Source organism: Halobacillus sp. A1, assembly GCF_024189295.1.
Classification (GTDB): domain Bacteria; phylum Bacillota; class Bacilli; order Bacillales; family Halobacillaceae; genus Halobacillus_A.
In genome coordinates this window covers 1-14,161 of the sequence record NZ_JAIZEN010000028.1, presented here as the reverse complement: position 1 = coordinate 14,161, position 14,161 = coordinate 1, and the positions used below count along the sequence as shown (strand labels likewise).

Here is a 14,161-nt window from a genome sequence, read left to right as displayed (position 1 = left end):
TGGCATATGATGTGTTATGTCTTAAGCATGGGGGTGAAGTTATGGGTTACGGATATGGTGGAGGATTCGCTTTAATCGTCGTGTTGTTTATTCTACTCATTATCGTAGGTGCAGCTTGGCTGTAATTGGACATGAAAAAACAGGCTATGTAAGCATAGCCTGTCACCTACATATGGTTGATCACATCTACATAGGAAGTAATTAGCAAGATCGTTATTAAAATATTGATGGTGCGGAATACTTTGGATTGTTTTTCATTAGACATTTTAGTTTTAATACATAAGGAATGTGTAAGAGAATTAAATATGAATAAAACAATTAGTCCGTAGATGACAAACAGAATTGGTATGATTGTAAAAACCTCCTTTATTCCCTATGAAACTACTCTATCAAATAAATCATCAGTTGAACAGAAGAAACCCTCATAGAAAAACAGTGCTCCCGGATTTTTAGGAGCACTGTTTAATATTTACCTGATAACTAAATTTCTTGATTTCTTACGAGTATATCATAGCCCTCTTTTGCGTTTTCTATTAGGCATTTTCTAGGTGCTCTGACAAATTGGTTCAAATATAAGAAATCGCTGAAAGAAAGACCGATATTTACAGAAGCGAAGATTACTAGATAGGCAAAATAACCAGGAAAAGCATAAGCCATTACAAGCGCCGGCATAGTAATGAAGAAAGTTGGCGCCATTGCCATGATGATAGATGTTTGTTTTGATAGTTTATTTTTACACTGATAAGAAAAAGTTGGTGTAAATCTATTGTTTACTTTGAAATTCACTCTGACCCGCTTGTACAACAGGATCAAAGGCAGTAAATGCATAAGTCTGTGAATGGAAGGGAGAAAGAATAAGATGATCAACAATGGTATAAAACCGTGGTCCCTTACATCTTGAGCACTATGCATGATTGAAAAAGGTAAATATAAAACTAGAAATGACATGAGACCCGTCAAAAAAGACATAAGGTAAACGCGGTTAAGACCGAATTCTTTATTGATGTTTACTGATTTCCAGCAATTCATCTTAGAATCCCCCTTTGCTATATATATTTCTGTGAATTTTAATTGAATATCGAGTACGATAAGTTTGGGTTTTCTTAAGAGCACAAGACGAATAATAGTATGTTTTAGAAGAAAAAGCAATAGGTTTTTCTTAAAAAAATATTTAGAGTTTTAAATTGCAGTTGAAAGTGCATTGAAATAGGGTTTGTGAAAGTAAAATATGAAAGAAAATATTGTCGAATAATGCTTATTTTGAACAAGATTTATTTCACAAAACGGTTCCTGGATTGATTAATACTTGTTTGGATATTTTAAAGTCCGTTATTACATAAAAAAAACACCCATTCCTTTTAAAGAAATGAGCGTTAGTGTTATTTAAGATGATTTAGATTGCTCTTTGTAAGATTCGATACGTGTGGTCTTATCTGATATGTTATCATCGTCTTCAATATTCTCGAGGGAGCGCTCAAGAATTTCCATATATTCATCGCCATATATCTCTTTAATGAGAGCAGATAAATCTTGGAATTCAGGAAGTTTGCCATACATCTCTGTCATAGGGAGAACACCACGTAAAACGGAATTGTTGTTAGGGTCATACTCATTTAATGTATCCTCTAACAAATCAGTGCCTTTTGAAGTTAATTCAATATACGTATTACGCTTGTCATTTTCGCGCTTAGAGAATTGAAGAAGTCCACGTTCCTCTAACTTTTTTGAAAAATTAAAGGCAGTTGATACGTGCATGACACCATATCTGGATATTTCTGATATTGTAGCGCCTCTTAAGTGATAAGCGATCCACAAAATATGATGTTCATTTATGTTCAACTTAAACGGCTTAATCCATTCCTGCCAGTCTTTTTCTATTGCTTTCCAAAGTGCTTTTGATAATTGTGCCATTTTATGACTATAGAAAATGGCATCTTGCTTGGAGATTTTATCTTTCATGCATCTCACCTTCTCTTGGGGTAAATTTATTATGACTAATCAGTAGAGTTCAACCCTTAAAAGAAATGATGTGCTCCTCGAAAAATTATTCTTACTTATCATTGTATTAGTTATTTGAATTTTTACAAGGTGTAATGTGCTTTTAAATTATATTTGAAAAATAATCCAATCTTAATCATACGTTGAAAAGTGTTGTGAAAGGTCATCATGAAAACTTTTAACGGCCAGCTTTTTTATTCGTCGACAGTGATAATCGACAATTATTTTTTTGATTGTGCAGTAAAGACACTCCCCTCAATAGTTTCGTCCTGAACTTAAAGATATTTTGCGTATTCATAATTTGATTTTAGCATCAAACCTCTAATATTAAGCAATCATAAGTATTATGTAATTTATCGATATACTTAAAAGGAATTGAAGTGCAAAGCTAAGACAAACTAAGTTTGAATGAAATTCAAAGGAAAGTTGTGATTATGGGTTCTTTACGGCTTTAAACTGAAGCTGCTAGTCCCATTAGAGCTGTAAAATCAGACTATATAGTTTGAAACTTATATTACATTTAGGTTACAGTATATAAAGAAATAAAAAATGATATAAATTAACTAGTTTATAGAAGGGGTGAGACAAGTGCCAGTCGTTCAAGTAAAGAATTTATCTAAGATTTTTGGTAAAAATAGTAAAAAAGCCACAAGACTTTTGGATGAAGGTTTATCAAAAGATGAAATTTTAAAGAAAACCGGAAATACTGTCGGAGTCAACCGAGCTTCTTTCGATGTAGAAGAGGGAGAAATATTCGTAATTATGGGGCTCTCCGGAAGTGGTAAGTCCACACTCGTTCGATTAGTCAATCGATTAATCGAACCAACGGAAGGCAGTGTACTTATTGATGGAAAAGACTTGGCTGCTATGGACTCTAAAAGCTTAAGAGAGGTACGCCGTGAAAAATTAAGTATGGTTTTTCAGCGTTTTGGGTTGTTTCCACACCGTACAGTGCTAGAAAATGCTGAATTCGGCCTAGAAATCCAAGGGATGGACAAGGAAGAACGTAAGAAAAAAGCACAAAAATCTCTAGAGTTAGTTGGATTGGGGGATTATGTCAACCAATATCCTGGGCAGCTCTCAGGAGGAATGCAGCAGCGTGTTGGATTAGCACGTGCCTTAGCAAATGATCCTGAAGTTCTGCTAATGGATGAGGCATTTTCTGCGTTAGATCCATTAATTCGTAAAGAAATGCAGGATGAATTGTTAGAGCTTCAAGAATCAATGAAGAAAACAATTTTATTTATTACACACGATTTGGATGAAGCTTTACGAATCGGTGATAGGATCGCTCTAATGAAAGATGGACGAATCGTGCAGATTGGTACTCCTGAAGAAATCTTAGTCAACCCGGCTAATGATTACGTCGAAAAATTTGTCCAGGATGTAGACCGTTCAAAAGTCCTTACAGCTGAAAATATAATGAAACGTCCTGAAACAGTCGATATTGAAAAGCACGGCCCTAGAACAGCTCTAGAAAGAATGAGAAAAGAAGGCTTATCCAGTATATATGTAACAGATGCTAAAAGAAGGTTATATGGATATGTAACAGCTGACGATGTCTCAGATGCTACTAAAGAAGAAGTGAAGGATTTGAAGAGTATTTTGAGAACTGAGGTTCCAAAAGTAGATAAAACTACTTCTATGCATGAGATATTTAACATCATTCATGACACTCCAGTACCAATTGCGGTCATGGAAGATGAGAAATTAGTGGGGATAATTGTGCGTGGAGCTGTAATAGCAGCATTAGCAGGAAACGAGGTGAACATTAATGGAATTGATTCCTAAATTGCCGGTAGCAGAATGGATTTCAGATGCTACAGATTGGCTGACAGATACATTTGAGTTTTTATTTGATTTTGTTAAAAATGATTTCGGAGATTTTATAGAATTTTTTGCTGAAAGTTTATTAATGCAAATTCCTATTTGGTTATTTATTGCGGTCGTAGCTGTACTAGCTTTCTTTGTTTCTAAAAAGCGGATAGGCTTGCCGGTCTTTGTTATATTCGGACTTTGGTTTATCCAGAACCAAGAATTATGGGAAGAATTAATGAACACTTTTACACTCGTTATATTCGCAAGTTTGATTTCGGTTATTATCGGAGTCCCTTTTGGGATTTGGATGGCTAAGAATAAATTTGTCGAAACAATATTGACTCCAGTACTGGACTTTATGCAGACAATGCCTGCTTTCGTTTACTTGATACCTGCTGTTGCCTTTTTCAGTATCGGTATGGTTCCAGGTGTTTTTGCATCGGTAATCTTTGCAACACCGCCAACAGTACGATTTACGAACTTAGGGATCAGGCAAGTTTCGCATGAACTGATTGAAGCATCTGATGCATTCGGAACAACCGGTGCCCAGAAATTATTTAAAGTACAATTGCCTATGGCGAAAAAGACCATCATGGCTGGGATTAACCAGACAGTAATGCTTGCACTTTCTATGGTTGTTATTGCATCTATGATTGGAGCAAAAGGTCTTGGGCAAACGGTCATTACCGGGTTACAGCGTGCTGATGTTGGTACTGGCTTCGTTGCAGGTCTGGGTATCGTTATTCTGGCAATCATTATTGACCGTTTTACTCAAAATTTAAATACACAGCGTGGCGATCAATCATAAGAGGTTTGTTAAGAACTGATGCAGTTCTTCTACAATAAAAAGAAAACATTAAAAGGGGAGAGGTTATTTATGCTAAAGCTTGATTGGAAACGTCTTGGTATTACTGCTGGACTTTCACTTACACTAGTAGCTGCAGGTTGTGGCTCGTCAGATGAAGGAAGTTCAGATGAAGGTGAAAGCGGAGATAGTGGAGAAACTAATTACGGTGAAGAATTAGGTTACTCAATTACTGGCATTGAAGCTGGCGCAGGCGTAGTAGCGGGTGCTGAAGATGCAGTAGAAACATATGATAGCCTAGAAGGCTGGGAAGTAACAACTTCTTCTTCAGGTGCAATGGCAACTGAACTAGGTGAAGCGATCGACAGTGAAGAACCAATCATTGTGACTGGCTGGACGCCTCACTGGAAGTTTGCTAAGTATGATCTTAAATATTTAGAAGATCCTGAAGGTGTGTTTGGAGATGCTGAAGAAATTCGTACAATGGTACGTGAAGGTTTAGAAGAGGATCAGCCGGAAGCTTACCAAATTCTTGACCAGTTCAACTGGACTGCGGAAGATATGGAAGAGGTTATGTTAGAAATTGATGGTGGTGCGGAACCCCAGGAGGCTGCTCAGAACTGGATTGCAGATAATGAAGAAGCTGTAAACGAGTGGACGGATGGTACAGAAGAAGTGGACGGAAACGAAATTGAACTTGTTTATGTGAGCTGGGATTCTGAAATTGCTTCTACAAACGTAGTGGCAGAAGTGATGAAAGAGCAAGGGTTTGATGTCACTATTACATCTCTAGACAATGGTCCCATGTGGGAAACTGTTGCCACTGGAGATAGTGATGGTATGGTAGCTGCATGGCTGCCGGCAACTCACGGAGATCAATTCGAGCAACATGAAGACTCTCTCGTAGATCTAGGGGTAAATTTAGAAGGTGCGAAAGTAGGATTAGTTGTTCCTGATTATATGGATGTAGATTCAATCGAAGATCTTCAGCCGGATAATTAATATATTTAAAAGCCCGTCTTTAAAGACGGGCTTTTTTTATTGCGGATTTCGTTTCCTGCCGCTAACTTAGAGAGTATAGTATGAAGTGCCCAACAAATTATTTGTTAGACGTTTTTAGTTGGTATAAAGATAATTGCAGGTTAACTTCCAATTACTTATTAAATTTTAGAATCAAAATAGATGTATGCGAATATAAATTTAAATTGAATTTCAGACGTGAAGGAATGTTTTTAAACTATATGGCAGGATACTTTAAGACTCAGTTTCGAGATATTGGGTGAGTGGGTCAGGGCGGCGGGGAATGACTCGCTTTCCGTGGGAGCGCGGTGAGCTTCCTCGGACGTCCCGTCCTGCGGGATCTCACCAAGCACTCTCTTCCCACAGGAGTCTCCCCAATCCTCGATACGAAGTAAGCGAGAAAAAGTACCGCTTTCACTAAGAAGAAGTGGTTTTCATCACTCTGTTCTTTCGGATTAAGATCTTTATAGCAAGGTTTTGCAACCTGAGACACTTGGACAGAGAATCTGCGTACTAACAGAAATGTTTGCTTTTTCTTGAAGCGGTTTCGATATAGATGTTTGGCCGAGGAGCGGAGGGAAACGGTGAGACTCCTGGGGGAGGAGCGGGACAGGTGAGACCCCGGAGAGCGAAGCTCGAGGAGGCTCAGCGCCCGCCCCCCGGAAAGCGATCCGTTTCCCGGAGCTCCTAGATTCTCATTATGTCTCGAAACTGAGTCTTCCACTAAAGGGAGCTTTTGCGGAACAATTAGAATTTACATTACAAGGTTTGGGTGAAAGGTGAAAGAGATTATTTTAGTTTTAAAGCAACTTACATATCGTTAAAAAATAAAAAAGAGTTTCCAGACTCATTCATCTGAAAACTCCTCCAAGTCAGTATTTTATTAATGTTTGGTTTCTTCGCTGCCATGCTGAGTTTCATCCTGCGCATCCGTGTTCTGTTCAGCTTTCGCTTTTTCTTCCAGATCTTTTAAACTTTCCTCGATTTGCTCTAAATACATTTGTATATTCTTCTGGTGAGGTTCCACTGTCTTTTTCCAACTTTCAATGGAGCTTTTTACGTCTTCAGATAATTCTTTTACCAATTCTGCTCCTTCTTTAGAAGTTTGAGCAATTTGGTCTTTAAGCTGAAGCCCTTCCTCTTTCAAGCTGAAAATTGTATTCTTTAAATTTTCACTTTTTAACTTTGCATTTACACGGAAATCTCTCCCCGATGAAGGAGTGTTAAAGAGTGTATAGGCTGCACCGACTACCCCTCCAACAAAAACACCTAAAACTAATGATTTTGCATTGGCCATTAGAAAAACTCCTTTCAGAAACTTTGACTATTTATTATTTTCTCTTAATATGTACGTTTAAAACCTAAATAAAGAAAAGAAAAAAGTTGGCCGCTGACAAATAAGTGTGAAGCGGCCAACCTTAAGTGGTGATTAAACAGACTTTACAGATATGGTTGCCCTGTTATGAAATGCTCATTGATTGAGCATAGTGTGTTCTTTTCATAATATTCTGAGCTATAGGATAGATGATTGTCATAGCAATGGTATTAACTGCTGCTGCCGGTAATACCACAGTGATAAACATCACTCCAAAACTGGCTTCCATAATTCCTGCGAAAAAGAGAACGAAACTTAAGAACATTGAACCACTGATAATCGTCCCTATTGCAGTCAATACAGGAGCCGCGGTTTCTTTTAATATCTTTTTTAATGATAAAAACATTCCAAGAAAAGCTAGCGCTGTTAAAGGTTTATCCACAAGATTAGCAAGCTGGCCTCCAGGCACTGTCGTTGTCAAAGCCGACATAAGTCCGGTTGCAATAGAGAGCACGAAGACGTAAGGTAACTTGGGAAATAAAATAATACCTAAAAACATCATAGCCAGCATCATATCAGGACGCATCCCAAAGAAAAAAGGCGGAATAACAGCATGTAGAACTGCGCCTATTCCTATAAGTAACGAAAGAAAAACTAAAATTCTTGTATTCATTTGAACTCTCCTCTTCTCGACTAAACTCAGCTGAATTCACACCTCAAACGTATCCTCTTGATCGTCTGCAGATGCATATTTTGATTATATCAAATAGGTTACTTTTCGGCTACTTCACGTGCTCGCTGATTTCAAAAGCCATTTTTTGTAAATCTTCTGTTGTGTAGTCAACTGAATGTACAGTCCATTCCGGATTGAATCCATCCTCTTTTCCATAGCGAGGAATAAGATGAATATGTAAGTGGAAAACTGATTGTCCGGCAGGTTCTTCATTGTTATTGAGTAAATTCATACCAATCGGCTGAAAAGCAGTTTTGATTGCTTTTGCAACTTTAGGTACTCGGGCAAATAATTGCTCTGCCGTCTGTTCATTCGTTGAGTAAATATCCTGGGTGTGTGTTTTTGGAATCACCAGCGTATGACCTTTTGTGACTTGACTAATATCGAGAAAAGCATATACTTCTTCATCTTCGTAGACTTTTGCAGAAGGAATATCCCCTGAAATTATTTTGCAGAAAATACAATCTTTATCATGGCTCATCGTACATACACTCCTTTAAGGCATTTGTATAATTGTATCATATTTAAACCTTTTTCCTCGATTGAGAAGCTATTGAAGCATTTCTGTGTAAGCTAACTTATATTATGATAAAATTTTAAAGAATGCAGTTATATTTTGAAAAGAGGGATTGACTTGAATTCATTGTTACATATAGAGGATCTCCATGGAGGCTATACACATAAAAACGTGCTTCATGGAATTTCATTTGACGTCTTTCCAAATGAAATTGTTGGACTTATCGGTTTAAACGGGGCGGGGAAGAGTACAACAATCAAGCACGTCATCGGAATGATGCAAGCAAAAAAAGGAAAGGTCGCAATCAACGGAACCACCTTCGATGAGAATCCAGAAGGGTATCGTCAACAATTAGCTTATATTCCGGAAGTGCCGATTCTTTACGATGAATTGACGCTTCATGAACATTTGAGGCTGACTGCGATGGCTTATAACATTCCTGAAGATACTTTTAAAAAGCGATTGGATCCTTTGCTTAAGGAATTTCGACTGTCAAAGAAACTGAATTGGTTCCCTGTTCACTTTTCTAAAGGAATGCGCCAAAAAGTGATGATCATGTGTGCATTTCTCATTGAGCCGGAACTGTATATTGTAGACGAGCCTTTCGTAGGTCTGGATCCTCTTGGTATCAAATCCTATCTGGAACTTATGGAGGAAATGAAAAATAATGGAGCAGGAATCCTGATGTCCACTCACATTTTAGCTACAGCAGAAAAATACTGTAATCGTTTTGTAATCCTTCATGATGGCCATATAAGAGCGATGGGAACATTGGAAGAATTAAGAGAGTCATTTGACCGGCCTCAAGCTTCATTAGATGATATTTATATCCAACTGACGAAGGAAGACGCCGATGATTAATGCTAATGAATTATGGAGTCAACGTTTTCAAGCCCATATTAAAGAGACGAGCCGCTATTTAAAATATATTTTTAATGGTCATATTGCCATTGCCATGTTTTTTTTCATATCAGCTCTTGCCTATTACTATCAACAGTGCCTGATGGAACTCCCAGAAGGTTTCCCGACCGCTTGGATTGTTGGGGCCGCATTTGGACTAGTAGCCAGCTATAGTCCAGTAAGGACGCTTTTAAAAGAACCGGACTTAGTTTTTTTACTTCCCGCTGAGCATCAGCTTGGAGGCTATTTCAAGCGATGCCTTATGTACAGCTTTATTATCCAGCTTTATTTGATCTTACTTGTAGTGGCAGCGCTTGGTCCTCTCTATTTTGAATCGTATCCTGAATTGGGCACGAACCACTATTTAACGATGCTTGCCGGTATTCTTGTCTTGAAGTCAATCAATATGCTGGCTAACTGGTGGATGCTTAAAGAGAGGAATGCCTATAGCCGGAACGTCGATCAGGTCATTCGGGTTGTGTTAAGTATTGTGTTCTTTTACTTCTTAGCACAAGGGGAATGGGTATTTTCAGCCATAGTGGGTATTCTCCTTGTGGGAGTAACGTTATATATATATTCGCTGGCTCGCAAGAAAGCTGGTCTTGTGTTTGATTTGCTCGTTCAGAAAGATCAGGCTAGAATGCGGACTTTTTATAGAATCGCTAATATGTTTACTGATGTTCCTCATTTAAGGAATACAGTCAAAAAAAGACATGCGCTCGTTAGAATGCTTGCTTCTGCAGTACCATACAGTCAGAAGGAGACCTTTACTTATTTATATAGGATCACTTTTATAAGAAGCAGTGATTATTTAGGTATGTATTTCAGACTGATTGCTATAGGCGGACTCGCTGTTTGGTTTATACCTAATCTATGGGTGAAGGTTGCCTTTGCTATTTTATTCCTTTACTTAAGTGCTTTTCAAATGATGACGTTATGGAATCACCATCGAACAATTGTGTGGCTTGACCTTTACCCCGTAAAAAAAGAGTGGAAGCAAAAAGCAATGCTGACTTTCCTGTATCAACTTATGCTTTTGCAGACACTGCTATTTACTTTGTTATTTCTCATTCAATGGCAGTGGATCGGAGTTGCCATTGTAGCTATAGGCGGAACGCTGTTCAGCTATATGTTTATTAAGGGATATGTTAAACCACGATTGATTTAAGCCAATGAGCGGTTCCTGCGGGGGCCGCCTTTTTAGGAGGGGAAGACATGACTTACGAAGAAAAGAAGTATAAAGAAGCGCTCATGTGGAGTCGTTCACTTGAGAAAAGGTCTGGAGTCATACAGAGGACTTCGAAAGGGTTACAATCAGCGATCAATCAAAAAATCCCTGACCGTGTACATGCCGTTGTGACGGAAAGTATAAAGAGGATGATTGAGTTATCTTTGACTTCATCACAGTATATTCATCCAGTTGAACATAATGAGAAGTGGAGTTTCGAAGAAAGGGAGGAGCTTATTAAAGAAAGATTGAAGCAGTACAAATCGACGGCCTCGTGGGAAGGGGCGGGTACAGGTGCGGGAGGGTTTTGGCTGGGTGTGGCTGACTTTCCTATGTTACTAAGCATTAAAATGAAATTTTTGTTTGATACGGCCCAATTCTACGGGGTGGATATCAACCGTTATGAGGAGAGAGTCTACCTGCTTCACATTTTCATGCTTACTTTCTCCAGTGATAAAGAAAAAGTGAAAGTGAGAGATGTACTTCTGAATTGGGAAAACGAACCTTTAGAGAGGAAAAAGGTGGACTGGAAAACTCTGCAGCTTGAATACCGGGATACGATCGATTTAGTGAAATTGATGCAGCTCGTGCCAGGGGTAGGAGCTATAGTAGGCTATGTGGCGAATGGCAGGTTTTTAGAACAATTAGGGGAGACGACGATGAATATCTATCGCCTCCGCTTGATTTCTCACACTTGATGCTTCTCTTGATATGAACGGTACGCTTGGAGCAGCGTTTTGGCTGCGTGAGGTAACGCTTTTTCGTCGAAATCAAACCTAGGATGGTGGTGTGGAAAGTAATGGTCTGGTAATTGCGCACCTGTGAAATAGTAGGCCCCAGGTTTTTGTTCTAAATAATAGGCGAAGTCTTCGCCGGCCATTACAGGATCCACCTCTTCCGTAGACAGGGAAGCATCTGCTTTAGAAGCTTCATCTAAAATCAGTTCCGCTTCCTCTGCATGGTTGATCACGGGAGTGTACCCTTTTAAATATTCAAAGTCATAATCGGCTCCTGCACTTATGCACGCGCCTTTAATGACCTTCTCCATCTCTTCAATTATTAAGTCCTGAACAGAAGAGTCGAATGTCCGGACAGTGCCTGAAAGTTCTGCTGAGTCCGCGATCACATTAAAGGCATCTCCAGATTCAAAAGTACCTACGGTTAAAACGGCTGTATCCAGGGGGTTTATTCGTCTGCTGACGATTTGCTGAAGGGACGTCACAAGCTGGGAAGCAATTACAATAGCGTCCTTAGTTTGGTGAGGAATCGCACCGTGTCCGCCTTTCCCTTTGACTTTTACATGGAAACGGTCCGCACCCGCCATAAAAGCACCTTTAGAAGTTTGGATGATTCCGGTCGGAGTATTCACCCATAAATGAGTTCCGAATACAGCGTCGACATCATCCAGTGCGCCTGATTCGATAATCGGTTTAGCTCCTCCAGGTGCAAACTCTTCTGCATGCTGATGCAGAAAAACAAGGGTGCCAGGCAATTCCTCTTGAAAAGGGACAAGTGCTTCTGCTAGCCCCAATAAGGAGGCTGTATGGCCGTCATGACCACAAGCATGCATCACCCCATCAACCTTGGAGCGGTACTCCACCTCATTTTCCTCGTGGATCGGAAGGGCGTCAAAATCAGCGCGCAGAGCGATTTTTTTCCCTGGTTTCCCCCCTTTAAAGGTAGCCAATACGCCATTTCCTCCCACATTACTTTCATATGGAATACCAAGTCGATCGTATGTTTGCTGAATGAATTTTGCTGTTTCTGTTTCATGGAAAGATACTTCAGGATGCTGATGTAAGTATCGGCGAGTTTTTACCATGTGCTCGTATTGTTCATCAATGGCTGTAAATATATTTTCCCACATATATGTTTCCATCCCCTTGTAAGTTTAAGTGGTCTTCCTAATATATCAGACTATTTTTATTATTAAAAGCAGGGGAGGAGGTAGTACTGTCAGTACGCTAAAAAAGCCTGCCGATAGAATCGGCAGGCTTATCATTGAAAATTATTCATGAAGACGGGAATCTTGAAGAAGACGATCGATTTCTTCCATATGACCTGTTTCATCTGAAATAAGGTCATCCAGCTTAACGGATAATTCTGTTAAGTTTAATTCCTCAGCCTGTTGCTTACGTTCTTCATAACGTTCTATTGTAGCACGCTCTGCTTCACGAGCTTCTCTCAGCATAGCTTTCACTTCGGTATGCTGTTTAACTTCAGCTGGAGTTGTGGTCGGAGTACCTCCAAGAATACTGATTTTTTCAGCCAAATATAAAGCGTGAGCTTGTTCATCGGCTACTTCACTTTCAAAAAATGGTTTAAGTACGGATCGGTACAAACCGGATACGACTGCAGCATTGTACGTATACATAATTGTTGCTGCATATTCGTTTGCTAAGTCTTCGTTTAGTCCTTCGATTAATTGTTGCATCTTTTCATCCATGTTCATCATCCTTTCAAAGAAATCTTGGCATATATTCAAATATTCCCTGTTCCTCTTAGTTTAAACGTAAAGTATAAAACGATTCTTGAACTGTTGTGGCAATCTAGTTTGAATTGAAAACAATACCTTGTATAATAACAATGGGAGAGAGGAAGAAAGGAACTTTTTATGAAACAGAAAATCGAAACCTTATTGTTTATAGCATGGGCTACTTCGTTGGCGGCTATGCTTGGAAGCTTATTTTTCTCAGAAGTGTTAGGGTATGAGCCTTGTGAGTTGTGCTGGTATCAGCGAATTTTGATGTATCCTCTTGTCGTTATTTATGGAGTGTCACTAATCAAGAAGAATGTGACTTCAGCGCTGTCCGGGTTAATATTGAGTGGTATAGGTGCTTGTTTTTCTATTTACCACTATTCCTTACAAAAGGTGCCCGCCTTTCAATCAGCGGGAAACTCCTGTGGGGCTGTTCCGTGTAATGCGGAGTATCTCAATTTGCTGGGTTTCATCACCATCCCGTTTTTGGCAGGAACCGCATTTATTATAATTTTTATCAGTCACGTACTTATGATTCGTGAGCAAAGGGGACAAGCGGAATGAAAAAGAAAATGATTATTTTTGGAACGGTACTCGTCGTTCTTTTAGTAGTACTCGCTTTTGTAGTGAACTATCAAAATTCTCAAAAAACAGAAGAAAATCCTTACGGAAAAGATGACCTTGAGCAAAGCACCATCGATCAACTGGACGACCCTGATTACCAGAATCAAATAGTACCTGATGAATTAGAAGAAGAGATTTCATCCGGTGAGCCGGTAACTGTGTATTTTTATGATCCTGAGTGTGTCCATTGTCAAAATACTACTCCCGTACTTGTGCCGCTTGCACAAGACATGAATGTAGACATGAAAAAAATGAATTTACGTGAATTTGGTACGGAAGGTACAAAGTATCAGATCCAATCGACTCCAACCCTTGTCCACTTTGAAGATGGAGAGGAACAGGCGCGGATTGTAGGTGAAAATCCTGAAGGTGAGTTCGAAAGCTTTTTTGAGGATGAAGTGACTACTGAATAACACAGAAAAGGTAGCGGCTTAGTGTAACTACTCCGTTTACTATAGCAAAAACAATAACTTCTTCGATTAAAATAACAAAGGGCTCAGTCGACTTTTCGACCGAGCCTTTTAAAATGTTTAATTTAAGTTGTTCCACGTAAGCTCCCTTTAGTGGAGTACTCAGTTTCGAGACATAATGAGAATCTAGGGGCTCCGGGAAACGGATCGCTTTCCGGGGGGCGGGCGCTGAGCCTCCTCGAGCTTCGCTCTCCGGGGTCTCACCTGTCCCGCTCCTCCCCCAGGAGTCTCACCGTTTCCCTCCGCCCCTCTGC

17 protein-coding genes are annotated in these 14,161 nt (G+C 39.4%); 9 read left to right on the top strand and 8 right to left on the bottom strand.

What is annotated here, in order from left to right:
* The first annotated feature begins 41 nt into the window (after positions 1-41).
* Entirely contained in the window at positions 42-125 is an 84-nt protein-coding gene (locus tag LF817_RS18185; RefSeq protein WP_101844812.1) for a YjcZ family sporulation protein, read from the top strand.
* A gap of 41 nt (positions 126-166) precedes the next feature.
* On the opposite strand, the gene LF817_RS20450 is transcribed toward LF817_RS18185, so the two are convergent.
* From LF817_RS20450 to LF817_RS18170, 3 genes are all read right to left on the bottom strand, one after another.
* The gene (locus tag LF817_RS20450) at positions 167-349 is read right to left on the bottom strand and encodes a hypothetical protein (protein ID WP_253937249.1); all 183 of its coding nucleotides are present in this window, start codon (positions 347-349) and stop codon (positions 167-169) included.
* A gap of 131 nt (positions 350-480) precedes the next feature.
* Entirely contained in the window at positions 481-1,029 is a 549-nt protein-coding gene (locus tag LF817_RS18175; RefSeq protein ID WP_253937233.1) for a DUF3267 domain-containing protein, read from the bottom strand.
* Positions 1,030-1,383: 354 nt separating this feature from the next.
* Positions 1,384-1,959 carry an HTH-type transcriptional regulator Hpr gene (locus tag LF817_RS18170; protein WP_253937232.1) on the bottom strand — a complete coding sequence of 192 codons (576 nt, stop codon included), beginning with the start codon at positions 1,957-1,959 and terminating at the stop codon, positions 1,384-1,386.
* Between the two features lie 627 nt (positions 1,960-2,586).
* Between LF817_RS18170 and LF817_RS18165 the strand changes: the two genes are divergently transcribed.
* The 3 genes from LF817_RS18165 to LF817_RS18155 all read left to right on the top strand — a co-directional run bounded on the left by LF817_RS18165 (position 2,587) and on the right by LF817_RS18155 (position 5,623).
* Positions 2,587-3,789 (top strand): quaternary amine ABC transporter ATP-binding protein, encoded by a 1,203-nt coding sequence (locus tag LF817_RS18165; protein ID WP_253937231.1) that lies wholly within the window; start codon positions 2,587-2,589, stop codon positions 3,787-3,789.
* A complete protein-coding gene (locus LF817_RS18160; RefSeq protein ID WP_253937230.1) occupies positions 3,773-4,624 on the top strand; it encodes an ABC transporter permease in 852 nt (283 codons plus the stop codon). The genes LF817_RS18165 and LF817_RS18160 overlap by 17 nt, the downstream gene beginning before the upstream one ends.
* A gap of 69 nt (positions 4,625-4,693) precedes the next feature.
* Positions 4,694-5,623, top strand: a complete 930-nt coding sequence (locus LF817_RS18155; RefSeq protein ID WP_253937229.1) for a glycine betaine ABC transporter substrate-binding protein — start codon at positions 4,694-4,696, stop codon at positions 5,621-5,623.
* A 901-nt stretch (positions 5,624-6,524) separates the two neighbouring features.
* Here the strand turns inward: LF817_RS18155 and LF817_RS18150 are convergent.
* The 3 genes from LF817_RS18150 to LF817_RS18140 all read right to left on the bottom strand — a co-directional run bounded on the left by LF817_RS18150 (position 6,525) and on the right by LF817_RS18140 (position 8,170).
* Complete coding sequence (locus LF817_RS18150; RefSeq protein WP_253937228.1) at positions 6,525-6,938, bottom strand: YtxH domain-containing protein; 414 nt, start codon at positions 6,936-6,938, stop codon at positions 6,525-6,527.
* A gap of 163 nt (positions 6,939-7,101) precedes the next feature.
* Positions 7,102-7,629, bottom strand: coding sequence for a tryptophan transporter (locus LF817_RS18145; protein ID WP_253937227.1), 528 nt, complete (start codon positions 7,627-7,629; stop codon positions 7,102-7,104).
* A 109-nt stretch (positions 7,630-7,738) separates the two neighbouring features.
* A complete protein-coding gene (locus LF817_RS18140; RefSeq protein ID WP_253937226.1) occupies positions 7,739-8,170 on the bottom strand; it encodes an HIT family protein in 432 nt (143 codons plus the stop codon).
* 153 nt (positions 8,171-8,323) lie between these two features.
* Between LF817_RS18140 and LF817_RS18135 the strand changes: the two genes are divergently transcribed.
* The 3 genes from LF817_RS18135 to LF817_RS18125 are packed head-to-tail and all read left to right on the top strand — an operon-like array spanning position 8,324 to position 11,032.
* Positions 8,324-9,067: an ABC transporter ATP-binding protein gene (locus LF817_RS18135; protein ID WP_253937225.1), complete on the top strand. Its 744-nt coding sequence runs from the start codon at positions 8,324-8,326 to the stop codon at positions 9,065-9,067.
* Entirely contained in the window at positions 9,060-10,274 is a 1,215-nt protein-coding gene (locus tag LF817_RS18130) for an ABC transporter permease (protein ID WP_253937224.1), read from the top strand. The genes LF817_RS18135 and LF817_RS18130 overlap by 8 nt, the downstream gene beginning before the upstream one ends.
* A 47-nt stretch (positions 10,275-10,321) precedes the next feature.
* Positions 10,322-11,032, top strand: a complete 711-nt coding sequence (locus LF817_RS18125; protein WP_253937223.1) for an EcsC family protein — start codon at positions 10,322-10,324, stop codon at positions 11,030-11,032.
* Here LF817_RS18125 and LF817_RS18120 read toward each other — a convergent pair.
* Entirely contained in the window at positions 11,023-12,201 is a 1,179-nt protein-coding gene (locus tag LF817_RS18120; protein ID WP_253937222.1) for a M20 metallopeptidase family protein, read from the bottom strand. The two genes, LF817_RS18125 and LF817_RS18120, sit on opposite strands and share 10 nt — an antisense overlap.
* 141 nt (positions 12,202-12,342) lie before the next feature.
* Complete coding sequence (locus LF817_RS18115; protein WP_253937221.1) at positions 12,343-12,780, bottom strand: ferritin-like domain-containing protein; 438 nt, start codon at positions 12,778-12,780, stop codon at positions 12,343-12,345.
* A gap of 168 nt (positions 12,781-12,948) precedes the next feature.
* Between LF817_RS18115 and LF817_RS18110 the strand changes: the two genes are divergently transcribed.
* Positions 12,949-13,377, top strand: coding sequence for a disulfide oxidoreductase (locus tag LF817_RS18110; RefSeq protein WP_253937220.1), 429 nt, complete (start codon positions 12,949-12,951; stop codon positions 13,375-13,377).
* Positions 13,374-13,850 (top strand): thioredoxin family protein, encoded by a 477-nt coding sequence (locus LF817_RS18105; protein ID WP_253937219.1) that lies wholly within the window; start codon positions 13,374-13,376, stop codon positions 13,848-13,850. Before LF817_RS18110 ends, LF817_RS18105 begins: the two co-directional genes overlap by 4 nt.
* Positions 13,851-14,161 lie beyond the last annotated feature (311 nt).